The sequence below is a fragment of the Bacillus siamensis KCTC 13613 genome, assembly GCF_000262045.1.
Classification (GTDB): Bacteria; Bacillota; Bacilli; order Bacillales; family Bacillaceae; genus Bacillus; species Bacillus siamensis.
The window spans coordinates 98,578-120,386 of the sequence record NZ_AJVF01000013.1 but is presented as its reverse complement, the minus strand read 5'-3'; the positions used below and the strand labels follow the sequence as shown (position 1 = coordinate 120,386).

Below are 21,809 nucleotides of genomic sequence, written 5' to 3'. Positions count from 1 at the left end.
AAGCCGGAACCTGTTAAAGGTGGAGTCCGGCTTTTTTTATGCGAAAATGAATTAATATGTGAAATCCGCATTCTATAAAAAACCTTTAGAGTAAAAATGAAATATTTACTTTATGGTCTTCTTTCCAAAAGTGAAAACGCCATAAAAAGATCTTATGGCGTCTGTCCGAACTGTGAGATGCAATTTTCTTGGGAGACGAATATGGTTCGTCAATGTGCTATTAAAGGAAAGCAGCACCTACAATGATTAACAAAATGAAAAGCACAACGATCAAGACGAAAGTGCTTCCGCCATAATTTCCACCGTAGTATCCCATATTGCCACCTCCTCTTGTTAGGATAGTATATACTATGCCGAACGATAAATTTCGACATGGATTTTAGTCTAAAGGAGAAAAAATGAAGTTTTTGTCTAAATGAAGGGCTGATGAATGAAATATCATTTTCGGTTCTCCTTAGGCTATGGCATGTTTAGTTGAGAGTAAGAACCTTTAGGATATGCCGTTTTATTTCACGATGGAAGCAAAGTTATCCTCGCACGAAATAAATTAGATAATGAGAAATAATCCAAGAAAGAATGATTCATCATTTCCCGGGCAAGCGCAGTATACGACAAATAACAAGTATTTTCCTTTTTTCGTTTTGGAAGAGAACGTATTAAAGTGAACGAACAAGATTGGACACAGGGGAAGGTAATGCTGGCAGCCAAACATGACTAACCTGTGGGGCGGGCACAGATCAACCGGAACGAAGTAACTTCCCCGGTCATGAGTAAAGCTTTATCCTGAAACTTTTATAAAGCAGTAACGTATTACTTTTATAAAGATAAATAAGGGGGCTTCTGAATGGGATTAAAACATTTCTTTAATATAGAGTTAAAATGCTCCATCTGCGGGAAAACATTAAAATCTGGTGATGGGCTGACAGCTCATATTACCCTTCCGAGTGAGAAGATGATGCCTGTGGGGAGAATGGACAAAGTGTTAAGTAAATTCGCTGATAAGGTTTACTGTAAAAAGTGTAGTGAGTAGATCGTCAGTGTCATGAGGAAGCTCTGGCGGGTTTCCTCATGATATATGTCGGTCAATTCAAATTGGAAAAAAGCGAAATTGTAATGATTAAAGTAGACAAAGAACCCAAGGATACCAAAGAGATCATTTTTCGTTTGCTTTGCTTTTTGGAAGGTTTGCTTAGTTCGTGGATCACTGCACCCCATAAAAGCATGGATGCTAGAATAATAAGACTCATATGTAACAGTGCTCCTTTGCTTGTTTTAAGAAATTTTACCATCTATAAGGCGGAAATGTCGATGAAATGAACAAAACAAGATCTTAATAACTATTACCGCTGATCTTAATCAATGATGAGGAAAGGAATTGAGAGTTGAAATTAGAACGTTTATTATCAATCATATTCAAGCTCTTACATAATGAAATTTTATCTGCTTCCAGTTTAGCTGATGAATTTCAAGTATCATCGCGGACAATTTATAGAGATATCGAAGCGATTTGTGCTGCTGGAATACCGATCGTTTCATATCAAGGCGCTAACGGCGGTTTCGGGATTATGAAAGGATACAAATTTGATAAAAGTTTAATCGGATCTCACGATGTATTAAATCTTATCACTGTATTAAGCAGTTTATCAGGTCTTTTTGAAGATAAGGAAGTTGAACATACGATAGATAGATTAAAATCTCTGGATACTAGCGGTAACAACAGAACGTTGTATGTTGAGTTGGAAAGCCTTAGAACAGAACCGAATTCCTTAAGGCATCTGCGAAAAGCTATACATGAAAAAAAGGTGATACGCTTTGATTATGTCAGCAATAAAAATGAATTTACCTCACGTGAAGCAGAACCAATCCATCTCCATTATAAGTTCCGTAATTGGTATGTATATGGTTATTGCAGAGAACGTCAAGATGTTAGAGAATTTAAAGTATCACGTATGATGAATATAACGCTGACTCAAGAAGAGTTTATGCACAGTCACAAAGTGAAAGATGATTCATCTTATTCAGACTCCAATGCGGAAGGGTTTGAGGATGTTGTCATTTGGGTTGATCATAATTCCCTGGCAAAAGCTTTAGATCAATTTCAGAACGCGTCAAAAGTCATGAACAGTGATGGAAGTATGACGTTTACCATTTCTGTTTATCAGCCTCTGCATGCCGGATGGCTTATATCAATTCTCTTAAGCTTTGGCAGCGGAGCTAAAATGATAAAACCGGTGCAGCTGCAATCAAAAATCGCTGAAGCCAAAAAAATAATGAAAGTTTATCAAGATGTATGACGATCTGCTGTCATATATCTTTTTTTATAATCATAAGCATCAACTTTAAAGGAGAAGATGTTAAATGAACCATGCAAAAAATATGTATCATTACCATGTTTGGGCGAATAAAGCGTTATTAGAAAGAATAAAGGAATTACCAAGTAATGTTCTTTATGAAGAGGTTCGCAGTTCATATCCTACAATTGCTCAAACGTTCAGTCACATCTGCGCGGTGGATGCTATGTGGCTGCAAGTACTTAAAGGAATAGACATGCAGGAAGCAGTGGAAGGTTCTGCGGCTTATGCAGAAAGGACTCATTTATATTCTGCAGATGAATTTGCGGCGTCTTATAATGAACTGGCTTCACAGTTTGAAGAATGGATGAATAGCCAAACAGATTTAGAACAAAAAATGAACTTACATAATCCTTGGTTAGGTTCCAGAGAAACTGCTTACTCAGAAATTTTATTCCATATTGCCAATCATGGCACTTATCATCGGGGCAGCATAACAACTATGTTAAGACAGCAGGGTTACGCTTCAGCAATGAATGACCTTGTATTATATTGGTATCAGGGTTAGTTCAGTACTTGCAAAATGAATAACGGCCGTTTGGTCAGAACTAAAATGACAAAGGTGAGGGCGCTGCGCAAGAATAGAGCTCAATGGCTGCCGTATCATTCCCGGCAGCCTTAATCATTAGGAAGTAAAATCTATAACCATACGGCCGGTCACTTTCCCTTGCTCCATTTCTTCAAATATATCATTCACGTCTTCAACCGGGCGTTTTGTCACTTTAGGTACAACTTTACCGTCTGCAGCAAATTGAAAAGCTTCCCTCAGGTCTTCTCTGGTTCCTACTAATGAACCTACTACTTGAATACCATCTAACACAAGACGGGGAATATCTAATTCCATCTTGTCGACCGGTAAACCGACAGCCACTACACGCGCACCGGCTTTTACAACATCAATCGCTTGATTGAAAGGGATTTTTGAGACAGCAGTAATGACCGCGGCATCCAGACCTAAATCGCCGGTCACTTCTTTAGCCTTCTTGACAGGGTCTTCGTTTAAACTGTTTACAACCGCGTCAGCACCTAAGCTCTTAGCAAAGTTCAGTTTTTCATCGCTAATGTCGAAAGCAATCACTTTAGCGTTAAAGACATTTTTTGCATATTGAACAGCCAAGTTGCCCAAACCGCCGACTCCAAATACACCGATCCATTGACCAGGTTTAATTTCACTGACTTTTACTGCTTTATAAGTTGTGACACCTGCGCAGGTAATGCTGCTTGCGGCTGCCGGATCTAAATGTTCAGGCACTTTCACTGCATAATCAACCGCCACGATTGCTTCTTCAGCCATTGCGCCATCAACTGTATAGCCGGCATTTTTCACATCCCGGCACAAGGTTTCCCGGCCTGTTAAGCAATATTCACAGCGGCCGCAGCTTTCAAACATCCACGCAATGGAGACGCGGTCTCCTTTTTTCAGGTTTGTTACGCCTTCACCAATCTCGGTTACAATGCCTACTCCCTCATGACCTAAAGTGACGCCTGTCACATCCCCGAAATCAGCATTTTTAACATGCAAGTCAGTATGACATACACCGCAGTATTCCATCTTAACTTTGGCTTCACCGTGTCGCAAAGGACGCAATTCTTTTTGTACGATCGCTATATTTTTGTCCTTCGTTGCTACTACTGCTTTCACAACATACACCCCTTTCAAATATTTGCAGAAAATTTGTACTTATCTTACAATTTAGCACAATACTCTTCTTTTGAAAACCCTTACATAACTTTGCAGACAAGTATCTCTAAAAATTTATTGAGGGCGCACGCTATAAAGATACTAGAAATTATTTGTTATCCGAATAGTGTTTAAATAGGAATTTGTCGTCTCTCTATGAACGGAATTTACATAGTATATATAATAGTACGTTTTCAAAGGAGGTCTTTTTTTTTTTTTGAGTGATAGAAAGCTGACGGAAGAAAACCTTGATAATCACCAGCCCGCTAACTTTGCGCCATTTATCAGCCCTAATCCTGTTACGTCATTTAATCCGGTTCGGAGATACCCTAAAATTGATAAAACATCATTTATCAGTCCATTTTCCAGTGTGATAGGAGACGTGAGAATAAAGGACAATGTTTATGTCGGGCCGAATGCTGCTGTTCGCGCAGATGAAGGGACGCCCTTTTATATTGGGTCAAATACAAACCTTCAAGATGGGGTCATTTTACATGGTTTGTTAAAACAATTTGTTTCAGTCAAAGATAGGGCATATTCCATTTATATCGGAAACAATGTAAGTGTCGGGCATGATGCCCTTATTCATGGCCCTTGTTATCTTGGAAATCACACGTTCGTCGGTTTTAAAGCCATCGTGTTCAATGCGATTGTAGGCAAAGGATCATTTATTTCATACAACGCTGCCATAACAAATGGTGTACGCATTGCACCGAATCGGTTTGTTCCTCCCGGAGCCGACATAGACACACAAGAAAAAGCTGACAGACTGAGAAGAGTGACAGAAGAGGAACGTGAATTTGCACGGGAAGTGCAGCGCGTTAATCAAGAATTTCCCGCTTCTTATCAAGCGTTATTCAGTTGAAGAAAAACAGATAAATCCCCATCTCAGAAGGAGGGGATTTTTTTTATGAAGTGCGGTCATTAGGTGTAATGGGCTGATTGATAAGGAGAATTTATAGGCAAAGGTTATCCTTGAAAGCCTTAATTCAAAGCGATTGTCTGAAGGCTTCTTTTTAAGAAAATCCACCGAATAGCGTATGAATATGATCCCCATAGACACAATAAGAACAGTCTATATTCTATCTGAAAGGGAGTGAGAACCAGTGAGTAAAAAAGGAATCCAAAATTCAAGCATTGAACAATTAAAAAAAGACCATGAGACCGAAACCGCTTTTAAAGCAGATGATTCCAAAAAAGTTCAAACCAAAAACAAATGAAAATACTTAGTTACACTCGTCAAACAAAATTGATCAATATGGAGTGAATAACATGGCTGAACAACATGGCGCAGACAGACCGGACGATTACAAAAGATTTTCTTCTTTGGACAAGGACTATGATTTTCAGCAGCAATCTTTAGCCAGCGATACCAAAACAAACCAGACAGACACGGAAACACAAACTCACCATAAAGAAACAGACACAACAAATACGGCAGGGAAATATTTTGACACATCAGATTATGAGGAAAATACACAACTGGAAAGAGGATTGGCTGAAACACATGAACAGGTCAGCGATGACTATTTTGAAGGAACGATTGATCAAAATTTGGAATAGTCATATAACGGAACTTTCTTGCAGAAGTCAGTTCCGTTATATTGATACTTACCGGCCTTTGGATTTGAACATGATGAACCGGGTGAAGATTATAGTCAAGGTATCTCCTTGACCTTTTTTATGGGAAAAAAAGATTTCAAAAAACATAGATCTTTTAAAATGATCAAGATATACTGATTTAAATACTAGGAAGAAAATAAAAAATTAGAGAATTGAATTTTAAAAAAGCAGGTGAAATAATGGAAGGGGCGGCGCGGAGCAGCTTAAAATGTTATGTTTTCACATTGGCTTTTTCAAGTTTGTCATATGGTCTGGTTTTTGGATTGTATATGTTTGTATACTCGGGTTTTGTACCATTCGCTTTAGTCACTGTAGTTATCAGTGCTTTTTACGCTTTCGTCACTTACTTTTTATTTGCTGTTCCTGTGCAATTTTGGTTAAGAAAGAAGCCGAAAGAGTGTAGTTTGATTCATCTTTTCATTTATACAGCAGTCGCTTTTTTAGCTGTGTTCTTGTTCTGGTGCATGGGTAGTCAGTCCATTAATGTTAGAGTTTTCGAGAATTTCATTTATTACATGATGAGCATTACTGCTGCGTTAATCTATTGGTTTTGGGATTCTATATTTCTGAGAAAGCAGTTTTTTATAGAAAAATCATAAGCTTAACAATTTCGGGTTAAACGCTGATCTTGAAATGGGGAGATCATAATGGAATACATTGAATTGAAAAAGGACAATATTGATGACAATCATATTTGCTGCGCACTAGGTGCGAAACAATATGAGAAGGCCGTAACAAAAAAGAAAAGCTGGCTTAAAGATCGAATGGCTGATGGTTTGGTGTTTTATCGATTAAACGAGCGGGCAAAAGTTTTTATTGAATATTTACCTGCAGAAAAAGCGTGGGTTCCGATAAGCGCTCCTAATTTTATGTATATTAATTGTCTTTGGGTCTCGGGGAGATATAAGAACAGCGGACATGCGAAACACTTGTTAGATAAATGTGCGGAAGATGCCAAATCCCGCGGTATGGATGGAATTGTTCATATAGTTGGTAAGAAAAAACTTCCCTATTTAAGTGATAAGCATTTCTTCGAGCATATGGGATTTACTTTGCAAGATGAAGCAAAACCCTATTTTCAGTTAATGTCATTGACCTGGAATGAGCATGCAGCTCCTCCTGTATTTAAAAAACAGGTTAAAAGTTGTTCTTTTAATGATGAGGGGATCACAATATTTTATACAGCTCAATGTCCATTCGCAGTCGGAGTGTTAGAGGATTTGAAGGAACTGACTGAAAAGAAAGGGCTTCATTTTCAGGCTCATCGATTATCCTCAAAAGATAAGGCCCAAACATCACCGGCAATCTGGACAACTTTAAGCGTATTTTATAATGGAGAATTTCTCACTCATGAAATGATGAGCGTGAATAAGTTTGAAAAGTTACTCAATAAGCTTTTAATGGCTTAACGTTCTTCTCCATGTTCTAGGTAATGAGGATCACATTATTGATTTGGACAAAAATGATAACATACATAGTACAAATAGATTGAGATCGTTCTTTAACAAACGGGCGAGGCCTGTTGAAGAATCATTTCAAAAATAGGAGACTAACAAATGCAAAAAATTGAAACCCCTCGCTTAGTTTTAAGAAATTTTACCGAGGAAGATTCGCACGGCCTTTTGGAATATTCGGCACATCCGAGAGTGAACTGCTTTCTTGATGACAGAATTTCTACGATAGAAGAAGCTGTCTTAAACGTTCAAAAAAGAAGCAGAGATGATTCTTATATTGCTGTTTGTTTAAAAGAGAGTAATGATCTGATCGGGGAACTATTTTATTTAAAAGAAGAGCCTGATACATATTCCGTTTGTTGGAATTTCAATGCTCGATTTGAAGGGAGGGGATACGCCAGTGAAAGTGCAAAGGCTTTCTTTGAGTATCTCTTTATGCAAAAAGGCGCAAGAAGGCTTTATGCATATGTTGAAGATGATAATGACAAGTCGCAAAAATTATGTGAAAGATTAGGTATGCGTAAAGAAGGTTATTTTCTTGAATTTATTTCGTTTACAAAATATGAGGATGGAACACCTAAATATGAAAACACTTTCCAATACGCCCTGCTAAAGAAAGAATGGTTAAAGCAAAAACATAGTTAACGGAAAAAACCTTGCCGGGGGCAGGTTTTTTTGCGTTTAAGTTAAATCCTTCAATAAAATTACCGATATTACCAATAGATTACGGAATTGAAAAATGCTTAGTTTAGTAACGATCAAATGAGATTCAGGTTTGGAAAAGCAGTGAAAATCATTTATCGTAAAGTTGTTAAATTCGAGAGAGGGTGAATGTGATGGAAAGCCTAAATAACTCTTACAATATCACGAAAGATCCAAAGTTTTTAGCGTTTTGCAGTATAGCGACAGAAGGTGCAGGAAGTTATTCGAATCAGCTTTTTCTCGATTTTCTAAATTGATCCGAATCCATAAAAGAGCCACTGCTGCTTATGTATAAGAAAGTAATACCCTGGAAATGTGTAAAAATTAATGAGCAGCTTCGGAAATGGAAGGATCCGCAGTGGAGGTGAGCTTGTGAAAAAAGGATCAGGATGGATGTGACCAGCATCTACCCTGATAATGGGGTTCACAGTGTTCTATTTCATTGTATTCCAATCGGAATAATATTACAAGGGCGAAAAAGTAAAAAGTAGGTCGATCATTGTGAGAATGTTTTGAATGAAAATAAAGGATTATCTGAAGGAAAGGTTTCCGACTTTAAAATTAGTGCCCGGCATTTATCATCAATGGGACGTGGGAATTCATTTTTCTCTCGGCGGCAATATGTATCAATTTAATGAAAGCGGTGAGCTGAATCTTGAGTATTTTCAGTGTGTCCATCATCAAATCATCGAAATTTTTAATGAGCTGTTTGAACAAAACGATGACTTATTCCTTGTTGCAAACATATATAAGCACAAAACTCTAGGTGATGACGCCAGAAAATTAAAAATTTATCAGCCGTTTCTGAAGTGCAAGGATGATTTATATCGGATTCAGGTGGAGACCTGTCCGTATCCGTTCGAAGAAGATGATGCGGAAGAATACGAGATGCAGCAGTTTTCTTTATTATGTAAACGGAAGGATTTACGTATTACCCCATTACTTAAGGCAGCTGCTCACGAAGATTTTCCTCTGAAGCCAAGATTCGGGGGTTGCACCGTTGATTATCCCGATGTTTTCTTTGTGAATATTGCAAAAGACATTATTTTCTTTGTATATGATGACAGAGGGTGTGAAGTTATCGCCCTTGATGCCGGAAGATTACGTGCGCTTTATGACCAATATCACGATTGGATAGAAAGTGAACGCATGCATTCGAATTAGCTTTTTCGAGGTGTGTTCTCTTGCGCGGTTTCGCATTTGTACGTGAGGAATGTAACGGAACTTCTGGGTGCTAAGATGCTGTATTTATTTGGATGAATTCCATTTTGCAAAACGGCTGAATAGAATAACAGCATAAAAGTTTTTTTACACAGTGCAGGAGGAGAGATACGTGAGGGCTGAACATCATGATGGTATGGAAATTGGAATTTATTCATTTGCAGAATTATACCCCGATCCTCTGACAGGGAAAACAGTCAGCGCAAAGCAGCGGGTAGAGGAATTGATAAAGCTGGCGAAATTGGCTGACGACGCAGGGCTTGATGTATTCGGCGTAGGCGAGCATCATCGTCTTGATTATGCAGTGTCGTCGCCGCCGGTCATCTTATCAGCGATTTCACAGCTCACCGAAAACATTAAGCTTACGAGTGCTACGACTGTATTATCCACCGCAGATCCAGTCCGTTTATTTGAGGATTTTGCAACGCTTGATCTGATATCAAACGGAAGGGCGGAGATCATAGCGGGACGCGGTGCATTTTTAGACTCGTTTCCTCTTTTCGGTTATGATGTGGGTTATTATAAAGAACTGTTTGAAGAACACGTTGAGCTTTTTTTGAAATTAAATTCGGGGGAAGAATCGGTCACCTGGAAAGGACGTTACCGGCCGCCGCTGAATGACGCAGAAATTTCCCCTCAGCCTTTTCACGGAAGCATTCCGCTGTGGTTAGGTGTTTCAGGAACTCCGGAAAGTGCGGAGCGGGCCGGAAGAGCAGGCGCCGGTCTGGCATTAGCTGTATTGAGCGGTGATCCGAAATCATCTAAACCGCTTGTTGACAAATACCGAGAAGCAGCTTCTAAAGCCGGTCATCCGCCGGAACATGTGAAGGTTGCTGTAACCGGGCATACGTTCATTTCAAAAACGAATGAACAGGCAATACAAGAATTTTACCCGTATCATTCTAATTATTGGTCTCATGTTCATTCATACCACGGGATTCATGAACCTTTAACGAGGGAAGATTTTGAGCGGGCGTCCGGTAAAGAAACAGCCTTATTTGTCGGAAGCTCACAGCAGATCATTGAAAAAATCATGCACCAATACGAGCTGTTTGGCCATCAGCGGTTTCTCGCGCAAATCGATATAGGCGGTATGCCGTTTAAAAAAGCTGCGGAAAACATCGAACGATTAGCATCAGAAGTAGCACCGGTGATCCGCAGAGAAACCGGCAAATCAAGCGATTAAATGGAGTCAGGCGGAGCGGGCCGGTTTTTGAACATCGCGGACTAGACATCAGAAACGGTCCGGCTTTTTTAATGATTATAAAAAACAAAGGGAAGAGCGCGAACCTCATTGCTTTTTCCTATCAAGAAAAGGAAGGTCATTTCATCCTCCATCGTGAAGTGTATATACTGAAAGGTTTTTATTTACAAAAGAGGGAGGATGATGTAGAGGTGAAGAGTTTAGTCAAAGCTGCAGTTTTAACTGTTACTCTCGGTGTTGGAGGCGCTTTCTATTCAAGTGATGCATCTGCACATGGGTATATAAAAGATCCCGTCAGCAGAGCGTACATGGGAGCATTAGAGAAACAAACAATGGGCTGGACGGCTGCTGCTCAGAAATATGGCTCCGTCATTGATAATCCTCAGTCTGTTGAAGGGCCGAAAGGATTTCCGGCTGCAGGTCCGCCGGATGGAAGAATTGCATCTGCAAACGGAGGATCGGGACAAATTGATTTCGGTATGGACAAGCAGACTGCAGATCATTGGGTAAAACAGAATATACGCGGCGGCTTTAATTCTTTTACTTGGCACTATACCGCACCCCATGCGACATCAAAGTGGCACTATTATATCACCAAGAAAAATTGGAATCCGAATAAACCTTTGTCGAGGGATGAATTCGAATTAATCGGAACGGTAAACCACGATGGCTCCAAGGCAGATACGAATCTGACTCATAGGATTTTTGTGCCGACTGATCGAAGCGGTTATCATATCATTTTAGGGGTATGGGATGTCGCGGATACTTCTAATGCCTTCTATAACGTCATTGACGTAAACCTTACACAGTAATCTATGAAATGACTGATCGGCTGCATTCATGCATTGCCGATCTTTTTCGTTTGAAAGAGTTGGTTAAAGGAGGAAACAGCAAAGCGCCATAATGAATTCATTATGGCGCCTTACGATCATAGAGGTAATGCTGACATGGATGCGGAGGTAAGGGAGACTCTTAATAACCGCCGAGGAAAGAAGCACCGACGATGATTAATAAAATGAATAGCACCACGATTAACGCAAAGGAGCTACCATAACCGCCCATATGATCTCACCTCCCTTAAGAGGATTAATACATATTATGCTGAATATCAAAGTTTGATAGGGATGCTAGTTTATTTTTGAAAAAAAGTTCGTCTGCATATATTTTCTTCTCACATTTCCATCTTTTAAAGGGGGGATCGTAAATGCTTCCTGTAATAGAAACGGACAGACTTATTCTTAGAGAAGTTGAAAAGAAAGATGCAAAGCAAATATTTGCTTGTTTTTCAGGATGCAAATGTAACACGCTATTACGGTTTGGAACCTTTTGATTCAATGGAACAGGCTGAAAAAATGATTGGCTGGTTTAAAGATCAATATCATGATAAAAAGGGAATGCGTTGGGGAATTAAGAGAAAAGATGCGAAGGGAATAATCGGAACTATTGGTTTCAACTCTTGGGTGCCCAAGCATAAGCGGGCGGAGGTCGGTTATGAGATTCATCCGAATTATTGGAGGAATGGCTATGCTTTTGAAGCGTTGGAGAATGTTCTTTCTTTTGGATTTGAAAAGCTTGGGCTGATTCGTATAGGCGCTGTTGTTTTCATCGAGAATGCAGCGTCTCATCAATTATTGATAAAGGCGGGGTTTCAATCAGAAGGAATTTTGAGAGGATATATGTATCAAAACGGACTGCCCCATGATACACGTGTATATTCTATACTGAATGAGGACGTTGATGAGACGCTATAAAGCAATCTTTCAGCTGCGTCTCCTGCAGAAGGAGTTTGATTGTAAGAAACGATTCCAATAATCACTAACAAGATAATCAACACAAATATGCTCCACAGAGTTATTTTTGAACATTTTGACATGACATCCCCTCACTTTGAAAGACTTTACCGGATCTGTGATCGAAGACTATTTCAAGTATATTTATTATAAAGGAGAAAAATGAGCAGTATCTCGGTGCAAAAATAAAAAAACTTGCGGTGCGCTGCCGCGAGTTTTTTCACATTATGGTCTGTGGAATTCAATAAGCTGATTATCACGATCAAAATCTTATTTAGAAATGCACATTAACAAAAACACCCGGAGTTCACCGGGTGTAAAAAGCGTTGATATGTCATGTCAGCAACATTTTTTGCATTTTCTTTTATAGACAACGATGTAATCATAATCAAGATGCTTTTTGTCTTGTTTCTTCTTCTTTTTTTGTTTAGGCTGCTTTTCTTCCTTTTTACCGTGATCATAATGTCCGTCCATATCCATTTCCATATTCATATCCATGTCCATATCCATACTCATATCCCTCCTTTTTCATCTGACGGTAGTATTCTATGACAGAAGGAACAGATGGCTTGGACAAATGAAACGATATGCTGCAAAAGAGGCGTCTCATCCGGTATAAAAAAACAGGATCATACCCGCCCGATAGATAGGAAAGGAAATGATCCTGATATGAAAACACTATTTGATAACCGCTATTGCAATGCCGTACCCTTTTTCCGGATTGTATAATGCCGTCAGTTTCAATACCTTCCAGCCTTCCGCGGCTTTTGTACCGATTCCGTTATGGGCCGTGATATAATCTCCCGGGTTTACCGTACTGTCTACCCGTACGTAGTGCCGGCCGCTGAGTCCGACAATATGCCATTCGTCTCTGGCCGCGCGCGCTTCATAGTCAGCTTCAAGAGCCGGACTGCAGTCTGGGTTTTGTTTCGGCACGCGTATCGTTTCTCCTGTTTCTTCGTCAGTCACATTTTCATATATGAAACCGCCGAACTCGTTTGTCAAAAAACGGCTTTGCCATCCGAAGCTTGCGGCTCCTGATATAAAAGCGGCTGTTTCTGAAATGACGCCGAGCATATAATCACCAACGTGAGCCGGCTCGATTTTTTCTCCCCGCACTGTGACGATCGTCCCGGCGGGAATCGTCTGGCCATTTACACTTTCAAAATATTCTCCGTACCCTGACAGGGAAGAGGTGACGGCTCCGGCGAAAGTTCCGTGGCCGCCCGCTGAGTCCAGTTTCCACTTAATGGACTGATGCCCTCCGGCAACGGTGTACGGTTCTTCCAATGTAATGCTTTCTGATGACAGAATGGTTCTGGAGACTTTGCTGCCCGTAACATGTACATTGTTTGAAGCAGCGATAAATGCCCTTGAACCTTCAGAACTTGAACCTCCGGAAGAGCTGATGATCGCATTTCTGTCACCTCTTGCCGTAATATCGCCTGTGCCCGCAATAACGGCGCTTGTCGGGTTAAATGCAAAACCCGAGCTTGTCGCAAGCTGTGCGCCGCCTTTTAAATTGACGGGGATCTGCTCGTAAGTCTGTCCTTTTATAGAAGCGGCAGCGCTGTAGCCTTCCGCCTGCACGCCGAGAATGACAGCCTGGCTGTTAGGGGACGTAATTCCGACAGCACCGCCATCTCCGATCATCGTTCCATTCATAATATTTACGTTATATTGGCCTCCGCCAATTGAGATGCCTTTGGGAGAAGACTTGTAAATATCAAAATTTGAAATTTTAACATAATCGGTTTTATTTGATCCGCCGGATATATTGATGTCAACACCGGCTTGTGTAAAACCGCGTATTTTAATGCCGCTGATCGTAATATTTTGACTGCGGTATTGAAGGGCTACGACAGGATTCCCGCCATAATCATATGAAGGATCGCCAATAGCTGTGAATCCGTTTACATTTACGTTTTTATAGGCAGAGATAACCAGCGCCCTTGGCGTCACGCTGTCATAGAGAGCGTTGAAGACCGGTTCAATCGCGGTGCAGTCGGTTAAAGTAACATCATAAGCCGTCGTGCTTTCGGGGTCTGAGGCCTGGTGGTGTCCGATATGACGAATATCAAACGAACGTACATCACGATACGAAACATGGCCGATAATATGAACATTTTGGGAAGCCGGCCACAGGCTGTGCGCCTTTACTTCAATTCCGCGGATATTTCCGCTCGTATAGTTATTCAAAAGCCACACATGTTTAGAGCCGTCATCAATTTCAATGCCATTCGAATTTGCGCTGCCCTCGGCATGCTCTGTGCCGCGCGGGTTCCCTGAATGACAGTTGGAAATGAAAATATATTCGCTGTAATGGGTGGTAATACCGTCGTCTCCGGCGCCGTACGCCACACAGTTATCTATCCATATATAACGGCAGCCGTCTTTCGTCCATTCTGTTTCAGGCAAATGATCATAAGCCGGGGATGTGATATCGATACCATGCAGACCTGCGTTAACCGCTTCAACATTCTTGACCCAGCCGTATTGCACATTGGCAAACGTTAAACAGCTGGAAAATTGTCCCCCGGGGTTTCGGACTCCGCATTGACGATCAGGATTCCAGTCTAAAGTCATGCCCTGGACAAAAATATTACGGTTTCCATTTTCGTAGTTATCATTGGTTATAACCCATTCATATGCGGGAGTGTCCTCATGGAGTTTAATTACGGTAATCCCTTGTCCCTCACCGGAGATGGTAGTCCACGACGGAAGTTTTATCCCTTGAACTAAAAATTCTCCTGCGGGAACATTTACTTTGACGCGGCCGTTCCCGATCGCTCTCCGAAAGGCTTCCGTATTGTCCCGGCCGTCAGGGACCGCTCCGTAATCCTCTACATTCACTTCCCGGGTGATTTTATTCATAAGCATTTCGTATTCTGTATCAAGCCGTTCTTTTAAAAGTGAGGTGACCATTCCTTCCGCCGTCACTCGGGCATCTGCGATCTCAAGATTATCATCTGTTGCGGAATGCTTAATAAAATTTTGCATCCTTGCTTTGAGATGTTCCAATTCAGAGGAATGCGAAGGGTGAGACTGCAATGCGGCGTTTAAAGACGGATCAGGAAAGTTTTTAAATTGAACCATTCTAAAGACACCTCTTTCTTTTGATATAAGCGCTTGACGCAGGGGAGCAGTAAAAAGCCGCGCGCCTTATGCGCTTATTCATCAAATTCTTTGTTGAGAACGAAATCCCTTTTAAAATCAGATTGAATTTCAAAAAAACGCCAATATTTCAGGTGAAAGATCAAAACGAAGAAAGTTTTTGAAAACTAGTATAAAATTTACCTTTATATAGAGTGTGTATTATAAGTGGAGCTCTCCTGTGAAAACGATGGAAAAAGATTGTTGGGGGACGTTATGATAAGTAAGGAAAGCAGAATTGCGGCTGCAATATTAGCATTTTTCTAGGGGGTTTCGGCATTCATAAGCATTTATTGAATATATTATTTATCTCTGCGGAAGCGAACAAGTATTTGATCAAAAGTATAATGATTATTATGACCAACAGTAATCAAAAGCCTGAGTGGGATATCCCGCTTATCGGTTTCTTCTCAATTAAGCGTTTTCTTTTCTTCGCATTAAATCCTTTCCTCAGCTGCTCAGTTAAAATGGTATAATGGTGCACGGATTGGTCATTAATACGACTAAAATAGGGAATCAAAAGGAGCGGCGAACATGACTTTACAAATTAAAATTAAATATTCAGATGATACACAAACGAGAATCAGTAAAATTGAACAGGGCGATTGGATCGATCTGCGGGCTGCAGAGGATATAACAATCAAAAAAGGTGAGTTCAAACTTATCCCGCTCGGAGTTGCGATGGAGCTGCCGGAAGGATATGAGGCCCATGTCGTTCCGCGTTCAAGTACATATAAGCATTTCGGTATTATTCAGACAAATTCAATGGGTGTCATCGATGAATCTTATAAAGGTGACAATGATTTCTGGTTTTTCCCGGCATACGCACTTCGGGATACCGATATTTCCAAGGGAGAGCGGATCTGCCAATTCAGAATCATGAAGAAAATGCCTCAAGTGGAATTGATCGAAGTGGACAAGCTCGGAAACAATGACCGCGGCGGTCTGGGATCAACAGGCACAAAATAAAACGATTAAAGACTGCTGTTAAGCAGTCTTTTTATTGATTTCGAAGCGCCAGCTGCGCTAGCATATTGATGAATGATTTCCCGATATTCCTTCTTCAGCATTCCGTCTATCTAGAAGATGCTCTGATGTTTTTATTCTTTAAGATGAACGGAGGTCTTGTCCAGCGTATATAATATTGTGACAAAAGTGTAAACAAAAGAAAGGATGATGTTATGAAAAAAAGGGTTAGAAGAGAAGACCGTAAAGCTGCTGGCAAAGAGGCAGAGCAGAAGAAACCGTCCAAAGTCACCCTGTTCTGCCGTTCGCTTCAAAGGCTGAAGCATTTGTATTGTAACATAAATATACAATTGCCATCAATAACCAAAAAAGGAATTTCAGTTTTAATTTTATCGTTTTTGTTTCTGCCGTTTTTACGGGCTGATGCCGCTTCAGATACTTACGGCAGTTTCGATGAATTAAAACTGCATGAGGCCCCCTCCGTTTTTTCTATTTCATCGAAAGAACATGACCCTTCTGTTCTCATATTAGCTATACACGGCGGAGGCATAGAGCCGGGGACCAGTGAGTTGGCCAGAAAAATTGCCGAAAACCGGAGCCTGTATTTATTTGAAGGGCTAAAATCAGCCGGCAATGCTGAGCTGCATTTGACCAGTTCGCATTTCGACGAACCTAAAGCCGTTCAAATGGTGAAAGAGCACTCAAATGTCATTTCATTGCACGGTTACGGCAGCGACGATAAAAAGATAAAAATCGGCGGTACAGACAGAGAACGGGCCGAACTTTTGACAGGTGTGCTGAAACGAAACGGGTATCCTGCCGTTCTTCTTGACATAAATGATAAATACGCAGGTGTCAGTCCGAACAATCTTGCCAATCAATCTTCATCCGGATTAAGTATTCAAATCGAAATGAGCACCGGTTTTAGAAAATCACTGTTTAATACTTTTACGCTTAAAAGCAGAGCGTCCACACAAAACGATACCTTTCTCCAATTCACAAAAACGATTTCTGATTTTATCAATGACAATTATAAATAAGCACGCCGCTTTTTGCCGGCGGAGCTTTTTCTTTTGAAATTTATGAAACTTTAAGTTCTTAAGATCGTATACATAACTGACAGGATGAAAGAAAAGAGGTGGGCGAATGAAAGTGATGATTGGGTCTGTCATTCTTCTTGCCATCATCGGATTCGGTTTATGGCTGATGCTGAGTCCAATCTTTAAACAAGTGGGAAGCGGAGCCAAAAAATTTAAAAAGTCATGGGAGGAAGAAGATCAGCATGAGCGAAAATAAGCGGAGAAACACAAAAAAAATACTCGGCGGTGTGATTATAGGCGCAGCCCTTTTAATTGCGGGCGTTACGGCGTCATTATTTATTGAAAAAATACCGAATGGTTATGTCGGAGTCGTATACTCACCGAACGGCGGGGTAAAATCCGAAACTTTGGATCAAGGCTGGCACTTAGTCGGTTTGTTTAATAAAGTAACGGAATATCCGGTGCGTATGCAGACCGTAAATAATGAAAATATAAAAGTGGCAACCTCAGACGGTAAAAATATTGAAATGGATATCGCTTACAACTATGTTGTGCAGCCTGATAAAGTAGTCGATCTGTTTAACAAATTCGGGGCGGTGGACGTTGAAACGATTGAAAATACATATTTAAAAACAAGACTGTGGGACGCGGCGCGAAAATCAATCAGCAAATACTCGGTTATTGACACATACGGGCAAAAATCTGCAGAAGCCGCTGCCGATGTTCAAAAAAGGTTTGCTGAGGATATGAAGAACCTTGGATTTTTAATTGATGATCTGACGCTTGGCGTACCGAAGCCGGATAAAGCCACACAGGAAGCCATTGATGCAAGAGTGAAGTCTTCACAGGAGCTTGAACGGACGCAGACTGAAATTAAAATAGCTGAAGCAGAAGCGAAAAAGAAAAAAATTGAAGCGGAAGGGATCGCTGATTATAACCAAATCATAAAAAAATCAATGTCTGATGAAATGATCAAATATAAATGGATTGAAAAATGGGACGGAAAAACACCGAAAGCGACAGGCACAGACTCACTGCTGCAGCTGCCGCTGGACGATCAGAAGCAAAAATAAAAAGGAAGGAGGCGGATGCCTCCTTTTTATGTTTTTTCTTCAGAATCTTTTTCCGGCATTAATTCTTCAGACGCCTCGGTTTGATATCTCAATAGTGTGCTGTCTGTCCCTGTTTCGCCCTGATAATCTTCAGGCAGCACAAATTGCTGCAGATACCGGTGGAAAAATGCTTCAAAAACAGAAAGGCAAAATGCAGAAATAACCGCTGCCGCTGCAGGGGAGACATTAAACCCGCCAATGTTCATTAGAAATATCCATAATATAATGAATGAAATTCCGAAATCAGCTGCAACGGCTGTAAAATTGCTTGTTCGCGGCAGAATCATGCAATCACCCAAAAAGTAAGTGACCAAACTTAAGATCAAGGTAATAAACAGAACGTTTAAAAAAGTTACTTGGTACATCAGATCCAGGACAATGTACAGCAAAGCAAGTGTGAGCGCCGTTTTAGAAGCGAAAGCAATTACATGTTTCATTTGAACCACCTTCGTTATTTCGTTTAGTCTTCATTGTAGGCAATCAGCAAATTTTTAAACTGGTATATAGTGGTTATGAAGTGTGCGTTTTAATAAAATGTAAATAGACATCACCATATTCACAAGTTAAAATATGTAAAAAAGGAGGATGCAAAATTGAAAAAATGGTGGATATGTATTGCTGTTTTTTTATTATGTTTTTGCGGAGTACACTCAGCTGAAGCGGCTACCACTGAATTCGGATCAAAAACAAGCTTCATTATGGAGGGAGATGTAAAAGAGTTTTTTATTGAAAACCCAGGGGCTGTATCAGCTGATGATTACCTATTAGGATACAAGTTCACCATTGTGAACAATTCTTCATGCAATTTAAACGTAAAACTCCAGCGGATGGCGCTGAACGGAAACTTTTATACATTAAGTTCTAAAAGTTACAGCGGCAGCTGGTTAAACCTAAGTGCTCAGGACAAAAAATCAATTGATCCGTATCACAAATACAGGATTCTGATTGAAAGCTCTTCAAACATCTGTGAACCTGTTCATATTAAAGGGTTATACGGCGTGGAATATTATCATTTTGATTGAAAATAGATACCCGCAAAGGCAGCGGGTTTTTTTACACCTCATCAAAACTTATTGTACTATGTACTAAATTTTCACAAATACAATGTAATCCGCCCGCTCAGGTAAAGATAAATATATATCAAAATCAGCGCGCACAAATACAAAAGTTGAAAAACGGATAAAAAGTTTCCTTGGAGAAACATTATTTGTTGACTTCAAAAGTGAGGTGTCGGATAATAAAGATGTAAGTTTTTCCTCCTTAGCAGGTTCGTTTCTTAAGCCAGGGCGAATCTGCTCTTTTTTTGCAAAAGAAAAACCCCTTTCAGAGGGGTTTTACGATAAATAAAGTTTAATAGAATTAATGAACGGCTCTGAATACGCCGATCACTTTCCCTAAAATACTTACGTTTTGCAGGATAATCGGTTCCATCGTCGGATTTTCCGGCTGCAGCCGCACATAATTGTCTTCTTTATAGAAGCGCTTGACCGTGGCTTCATCATCTTCGGTCATAGCCACCACGATTTCCCCGTTATTGGCCGTGTTCTGCTGTTTGACAATGACGTAATCTTTGTCAAAAATGCCGGCGTCAATCATACTTTCTCCCATGATTTCTAACATGAATACGTGTTCTCCCGGAGGAACCATCCGGTCAGGAAGCGGAAAATATTCGTCGATATTTTCAACAGCCGTAATCGGAATACCCGCCGTCACTTTTCCGATGACCGGAACATTGACAACCTGGCTTTTCGGAATTTGGACTTCTTCTTCATCCAATACCTCAATCGCTCTCGGTTTAGTAGGGTCCCGTCTGATCAGGCCTTTTGTCTCCAGCCGCGCCAAATGTCCGTGCACGGTTGAACTGGAAGCCAGTCCTACTGCTTCTCCTATCTCTCTTACAGAAGGCGGATATCCTTTCGTTTTTACCTCTTCTTTAATAAAACGCAGGATATCAAGCTGCCTTTTTGATAGCTTCGTCATATTTCGCACCTCAAAACGTCGATTTTAAGTAGATTATAGCATGATTTTCCTGACAGTACAAACATAGGTTCGAAAAAAACGATTGACAGAAACATTTGTTCGTATATACTGAAAGGTATAAAAAGCGAACAAACATTCTGGAGGTTGTTTAAATGGCGAAGGAATCTATCATATTTGTCGGACTGTTTACTGCGATTTTAAGTGCCGTTATTTTACTTGTTTCATGTGCGGGAAATGATCAGGCGCTCAGCCAATATGTTAAAATAAAGGTTCAGGACGGAGATACTCTGTGGTCACTTGCGGATCAAGTAGCAGAGAAGAAAAATATTAACAAAGAAGATTTCATTGAGTGGGTGACGGAGAATAATCATCTCCAAACTGCTGATATAAAGCCCGGAGACGAACTTATTCTTCCGGTTAAGAAGGAGCATCCGGCCGTATATCAGCTGGCCATTGTCAATTAGAGAGGAAAGAGAGAAATGAAGGCGCTCATTTATGCCCGGGTAAGCACAAACAAAGAACAGCAGCAGACGTCTTTAAAAAGACAGGAAGAGGAGCTCAGTGAGATCGCTGCGGCAAACGGCATGGAAGTCGTAAAAGTCATTTCAGAGAAAGCCAGCGGTTACGAAATGGACCGCGACGGAGTATTTGAAATGCTTGATGAAATTAAAAAGTCACATATTGACGCGATATTGGTGCAGGATGAAACAAGACTGGGAAGAGGAAACGCCAAGATCGCGCTTTTGCATTGTATTTACAGGGAGAACGTAAAGATATATACGACGGCTCATAAAGGTGAGCTGGAGCTTTCCGAAGCTGATACGATGGTACTCGAAATCGTCAGTATTGTTGAGGAATATCAAAGGAAAATTCACAATATGAAAATTCGGCGGGGAATGAAAAGAGCTGTAAAAAACGGCTATAAACCTGAACGGAATCTGAAAAACAGACATGAAAACAGCGGAAAAGAAAAAAAAGAGGTCCCTGTTTCGGAAATTATCAGGCTGAGAGCCAACAAGCTTACCTTTGCAGAAATCGCGGCTACCTTAAGAGGATTCGGCTATGATGTATCCAAAGCCACGGTTCACCGGCGTTTTCAGGAATATATCGCAGACAGTGAAGGCAGCTGACATGCTTCAGTTGTAAAAAAGACTATGTTTTAGTAGTATATAATCAACACGCACCAAAGGAGCTTATTATGATTTCTAAAGAAAAAATCGCAAGAATTAACGAATTGGCTCAAAAAGCTAAATCAAACACGATAACCGATGAGGAAAAAGCCGAACAGCAAAAGCTTCGCCAGGAGTATTTGAAAGGGTTCCGCTCCTCAATGAAAAATACGTTAAAGAGCGTAAAAGTTATTGATCCGGAGGGTAATGATGTCACTCCTGAAAAATTAAAAAGGGAACAACAGAAAAATAATCTACATTAAACAGAAAGAATACGGCAATACGTATTCTTTTTTGTATATACTAATATCAGGCTGTGATTTGCGACAATTTTCAACAAGTTTATCTCAAATTTAAGCTGAA

Annotated in this window: 27 protein-coding genes and 3 pseudogenes; 23 read left to right on the top strand and 7 right to left on the bottom strand. The window is 40.4% G+C overall.

What is annotated here, in order from left to right; translation table 11 throughout:
• Nucleotides 1–220 precede the first annotated feature (220 nt).
• Nucleotides 221–316, bottom strand: a complete 96-nt coding sequence (locus Y79_RS1000000120515; RefSeq protein WP_016936006.1) for a YjcZ family sporulation protein — start codon at nucleotides 314–316, stop codon at nucleotides 221–223.
• 528 nt (nucleotides 317–844) lie between these two features.
• Between Y79_RS1000000120515 and Y79_RS0100905 the strand changes: the two genes are divergently transcribed.
• The 3 genes from Y79_RS0100905 to Y79_RS0100890 all read left to right on the top strand — a co-directional run bounded on the left by Y79_RS0100905 (nucleotide 845) and on the right by Y79_RS0100890 (nucleotide 2,859).
• Nucleotides 845–1,030, top strand: a complete 186-nt coding sequence (locus Y79_RS0100905) for a hypothetical protein (RefSeq protein ID WP_016936005.1) — start codon at nucleotides 845–847, stop codon at nucleotides 1,028–1,030.
• A 352-nt stretch (nucleotides 1,031–1,382) separates the two neighbouring features.
• Complete coding sequence (locus Y79_RS0100895) at nucleotides 1,383–2,294, top strand: helix-turn-helix transcriptional regulator (protein WP_016936003.1); 912 nt, start codon at nucleotides 1,383–1,385, stop codon at nucleotides 2,292–2,294.
• A gap of 64 nt (nucleotides 2,295–2,358) precedes the next feature.
• Nucleotides 2,359–2,859, top strand: a complete 501-nt coding sequence (locus tag Y79_RS0100890) for a DinB family protein (RefSeq protein ID WP_016936002.1) — start codon at nucleotides 2,359–2,361, stop codon at nucleotides 2,857–2,859.
• A 117-nt stretch (nucleotides 2,860–2,976) separates the two neighbouring features.
• Here the strand turns inward: Y79_RS0100890 and adhP are convergent, their stop codons facing one another.
• On the bottom strand, nucleotides 2,977–3,993 hold the full coding sequence (adhP, locus tag Y79_RS0100885) for an alcohol dehydrogenase AdhP (protein ID WP_016936001.1): 1,017 nt from the start codon (nucleotides 3,991–3,993) through the stop codon (nucleotides 2,977–2,979).
• 256 nt (nucleotides 3,994–4,249) lie between these two features.
• Between adhP and Y79_RS0100880 the strand changes: the two genes are divergently transcribed.
• From Y79_RS0100880 to Y79_RS0100840, 10 genes and pseudogenes are all read left to right on the top strand, one after another.
• Entirely contained in the window at nucleotides 4,250–4,897 is a 648-nt protein-coding gene (locus tag Y79_RS0100880; RefSeq protein WP_016936000.1) for a gamma carbonic anhydrase family protein, read from the top strand.
• Between the two features lie 241 nt (nucleotides 4,898–5,138).
• A complete protein-coding gene (locus Y79_RS01000000119900) occupies nucleotides 5,139–5,252 on the top strand; it encodes a hypothetical protein (protein WP_016935999.1) in 114 nt (37 codons plus the stop codon).
• A 52-nt stretch (nucleotides 5,253–5,304) separates the two neighbouring features.
• The gene (locus tag Y79_RS0100870) at nucleotides 5,305–5,595 is read left to right on the top strand and encodes a YozQ family protein (protein WP_016935998.1); all 291 of its coding nucleotides are present in this window, start codon (nucleotides 5,305–5,307) and stop codon (nucleotides 5,593–5,595) included.
• Between the two features lie 239 nt (nucleotides 5,596–5,834).
• The gene (locus Y79_RS0100865; RefSeq protein ID WP_016935997.1) at nucleotides 5,835–6,254 is read left to right on the top strand and encodes a UPF0715 family protein; all 420 of its coding nucleotides are present in this window, start codon (nucleotides 5,835–5,837) and stop codon (nucleotides 6,252–6,254) included.
• Nucleotides 6,255–6,302: 48 nt separating this feature from the next.
• Nucleotides 6,303–7,064, top strand: coding sequence for a GNAT family N-acetyltransferase (locus tag Y79_RS0100860; RefSeq protein WP_016935996.1), 762 nt, complete (start codon nucleotides 6,303–6,305; stop codon nucleotides 7,062–7,064).
• A gap of 147 nt (nucleotides 7,065–7,211) precedes the next feature.
• The gene (locus Y79_RS0100855) at nucleotides 7,212–7,754 is read left to right on the top strand and encodes a GNAT family N-acetyltransferase (protein ID WP_016935995.1); all 543 of its coding nucleotides are present in this window, start codon (nucleotides 7,212–7,214) and stop codon (nucleotides 7,752–7,754) included.
• Between the two features lie 191 nt (nucleotides 7,755–7,945).
• Nucleotides 7,946–8,044 (top strand): annotated as a pseudogene (locus Y79_RS1000000121855) (hypothetical protein); the annotation flags it as partial.
• A 283-nt stretch (nucleotides 8,045–8,327) separates the two neighbouring features.
• Complete coding sequence (locus tag Y79_RS0100850; RefSeq protein WP_016935994.1) at nucleotides 8,328–8,975, top strand: DUF3885 domain-containing protein; 648 nt, start codon at nucleotides 8,328–8,330, stop codon at nucleotides 8,973–8,975.
• A 169-nt stretch (nucleotides 8,976–9,144) separates the two neighbouring features.
• Nucleotides 9,145–10,218, top strand: coding sequence for an LLM class flavin-dependent oxidoreductase (locus Y79_RS0100845; protein WP_016935993.1), 1,074 nt, complete (start codon nucleotides 9,145–9,147; stop codon nucleotides 10,216–10,218).
• A 209-nt stretch (nucleotides 10,219–10,427) separates the two neighbouring features.
• The gene (locus Y79_RS0100840; RefSeq protein WP_029575200.1) at nucleotides 10,428–11,048 is read left to right on the top strand and encodes a lytic polysaccharide monooxygenase auxiliary activity family 9 protein; all 621 of its coding nucleotides are present in this window, start codon (nucleotides 10,428–10,430) and stop codon (nucleotides 11,046–11,048) included.
• 160 nt (nucleotides 11,049–11,208) lie between these two features.
• Here Y79_RS0100840 and Y79_RS1000000120510 read toward each other — a convergent pair whose 3' ends face one another.
• Entirely contained in the window at nucleotides 11,209–11,298 is a 90-nt protein-coding gene (locus tag Y79_RS1000000120510) for a YjcZ family sporulation protein (protein ID WP_016935991.1), read from the bottom strand.
• Nucleotides 11,299–11,440: 142 nt separating this feature from the next.
• Between Y79_RS1000000120510 and Y79_RS1000000120310 the strand changes: the two are divergent.
• Nucleotides 11,441–11,987, top strand: a pseudogene (locus Y79_RS1000000120310) (GNAT family N-acetyltransferase).
• A gap of 378 nt (nucleotides 11,988–12,365) precedes the next feature.
• Here the strand turns inward: Y79_RS1000000120310 and Y79_RS1000000121430 are convergent.
• Nucleotides 12,366–12,536: a hypothetical protein gene (locus Y79_RS1000000121430; protein ID WP_016935990.1), complete on the bottom strand. Its 171-nt coding sequence runs from the start codon at nucleotides 12,534–12,536 to the stop codon at nucleotides 12,366–12,368.
• A 168-nt stretch (nucleotides 12,537–12,704) separates the two neighbouring features.
• Entirely contained in the window at nucleotides 12,705–15,122 is a 2,418-nt protein-coding gene (locus tag Y79_RS0100820) for a peptidase G2 autoproteolytic cleavage domain-containing protein (RefSeq protein ID WP_016935989.1), read from the bottom strand.
• Nucleotides 15,123–15,395: 273 nt separating this feature from the next.
• Between Y79_RS0100820 and Y79_RS1000000121610 the strand changes: the two are divergent.
• From Y79_RS1000000121610 to Y79_RS0100790, 5 genes and pseudogenes are all read left to right on the top strand, one after another.
• A pseudogene (locus Y79_RS1000000121610) lies at nucleotides 15,396–15,549 on the top strand (TM2 domain-containing protein).
• Between the two features lie 164 nt (nucleotides 15,550–15,713).
• Complete coding sequence (locus Y79_RS0100805; RefSeq protein ID WP_016935986.1) at nucleotides 15,714–16,148, top strand: dUTP diphosphatase; 435 nt, start codon at nucleotides 15,714–15,716, stop codon at nucleotides 16,146–16,148.
• Between the two features lie 212 nt (nucleotides 16,149–16,360).
• The gene (locus Y79_RS0100800) at nucleotides 16,361–17,185 is read left to right on the top strand and encodes a poly-gamma-glutamate hydrolase family protein (RefSeq protein ID WP_016935985.1); all 825 of its coding nucleotides are present in this window, start codon (nucleotides 16,361–16,363) and stop codon (nucleotides 17,183–17,185) included.
• 106 nt (nucleotides 17,186–17,291) lie between these two features.
• The gene (locus tag Y79_RS1000000121425) at nucleotides 17,292–17,441 is read left to right on the top strand and encodes a hypothetical protein (protein WP_016935984.1); all 150 of its coding nucleotides are present in this window, start codon (nucleotides 17,292–17,294) and stop codon (nucleotides 17,439–17,441) included.
• Nucleotides 17,428–18,258: a prohibitin family protein gene (locus tag Y79_RS0100790; protein WP_016935983.1), complete on the top strand. Its 831-nt coding sequence runs from the start codon at nucleotides 17,428–17,430 to the stop codon at nucleotides 18,256–18,258. The genes Y79_RS1000000121425 and Y79_RS0100790 overlap by 14 nt, the downstream gene beginning before the upstream one ends.
• A gap of 26 nt (nucleotides 18,259–18,284) precedes the next feature.
• Here the strand turns inward: Y79_RS0100790 and Y79_RS0100785 are convergent, their stop codons facing one another.
• Nucleotides 18,285–18,734 (bottom strand): YndM family protein, encoded by a 450-nt coding sequence (locus Y79_RS0100785; protein ID WP_016935982.1) that lies wholly within the window; start codon nucleotides 18,732–18,734, stop codon nucleotides 18,285–18,287.
• Nucleotides 18,735–18,890: 156 nt separating this feature from the next.
• Between Y79_RS0100785 and Y79_RS0100780 the strand changes: the two genes are divergently transcribed.
• On the top strand, nucleotides 18,891–19,319 hold the full coding sequence (locus Y79_RS0100780) for a hypothetical protein (RefSeq protein ID WP_016935981.1): 429 nt from the start codon (nucleotides 18,891–18,893) through the stop codon (nucleotides 19,317–19,319).
• 337 nt (nucleotides 19,320–19,656) lie between these two features.
• On the opposite strand, the gene lexA is transcribed toward Y79_RS0100780, so the two are convergent.
• A complete protein-coding gene (lexA, locus tag Y79_RS0100775) occupies nucleotides 19,657–20,277 on the bottom strand; it encodes a transcriptional repressor LexA (protein ID WP_007611720.1) in 621 nt (206 codons plus the stop codon).
• A 152-nt stretch (nucleotides 20,278–20,429) separates the two neighbouring features.
• Between lexA and yneA the strand changes: the two genes are divergently transcribed.
• From yneA to Y79_RS0100760, 3 genes are all read left to right on the top strand, one after another.
• On the top strand, nucleotides 20,430–20,741 hold the full coding sequence (gene yneA, locus Y79_RS0100770; RefSeq protein ID WP_016935980.1) for a cell division suppressor protein YneA: 312 nt from the start codon (nucleotides 20,430–20,432) through the stop codon (nucleotides 20,739–20,741).
• A 15-nt stretch (nucleotides 20,742–20,756) separates the two neighbouring features.
• Nucleotides 20,757–21,407 (top strand): YneB family resolvase-like protein, encoded by a 651-nt coding sequence (locus Y79_RS0100765; RefSeq protein WP_016935979.1) that lies wholly within the window; start codon nucleotides 20,757–20,759, stop codon nucleotides 21,405–21,407.
• A gap of 68 nt (nucleotides 21,408–21,475) precedes the next feature.
• Nucleotides 21,476–21,709, top strand: coding sequence for a DUF896 domain-containing protein (locus Y79_RS0100760; RefSeq protein WP_003153997.1), 234 nt, complete (start codon nucleotides 21,476–21,478; stop codon nucleotides 21,707–21,709).
• Nucleotides 21,710–21,809: the final 100 nt, after the last annotated feature.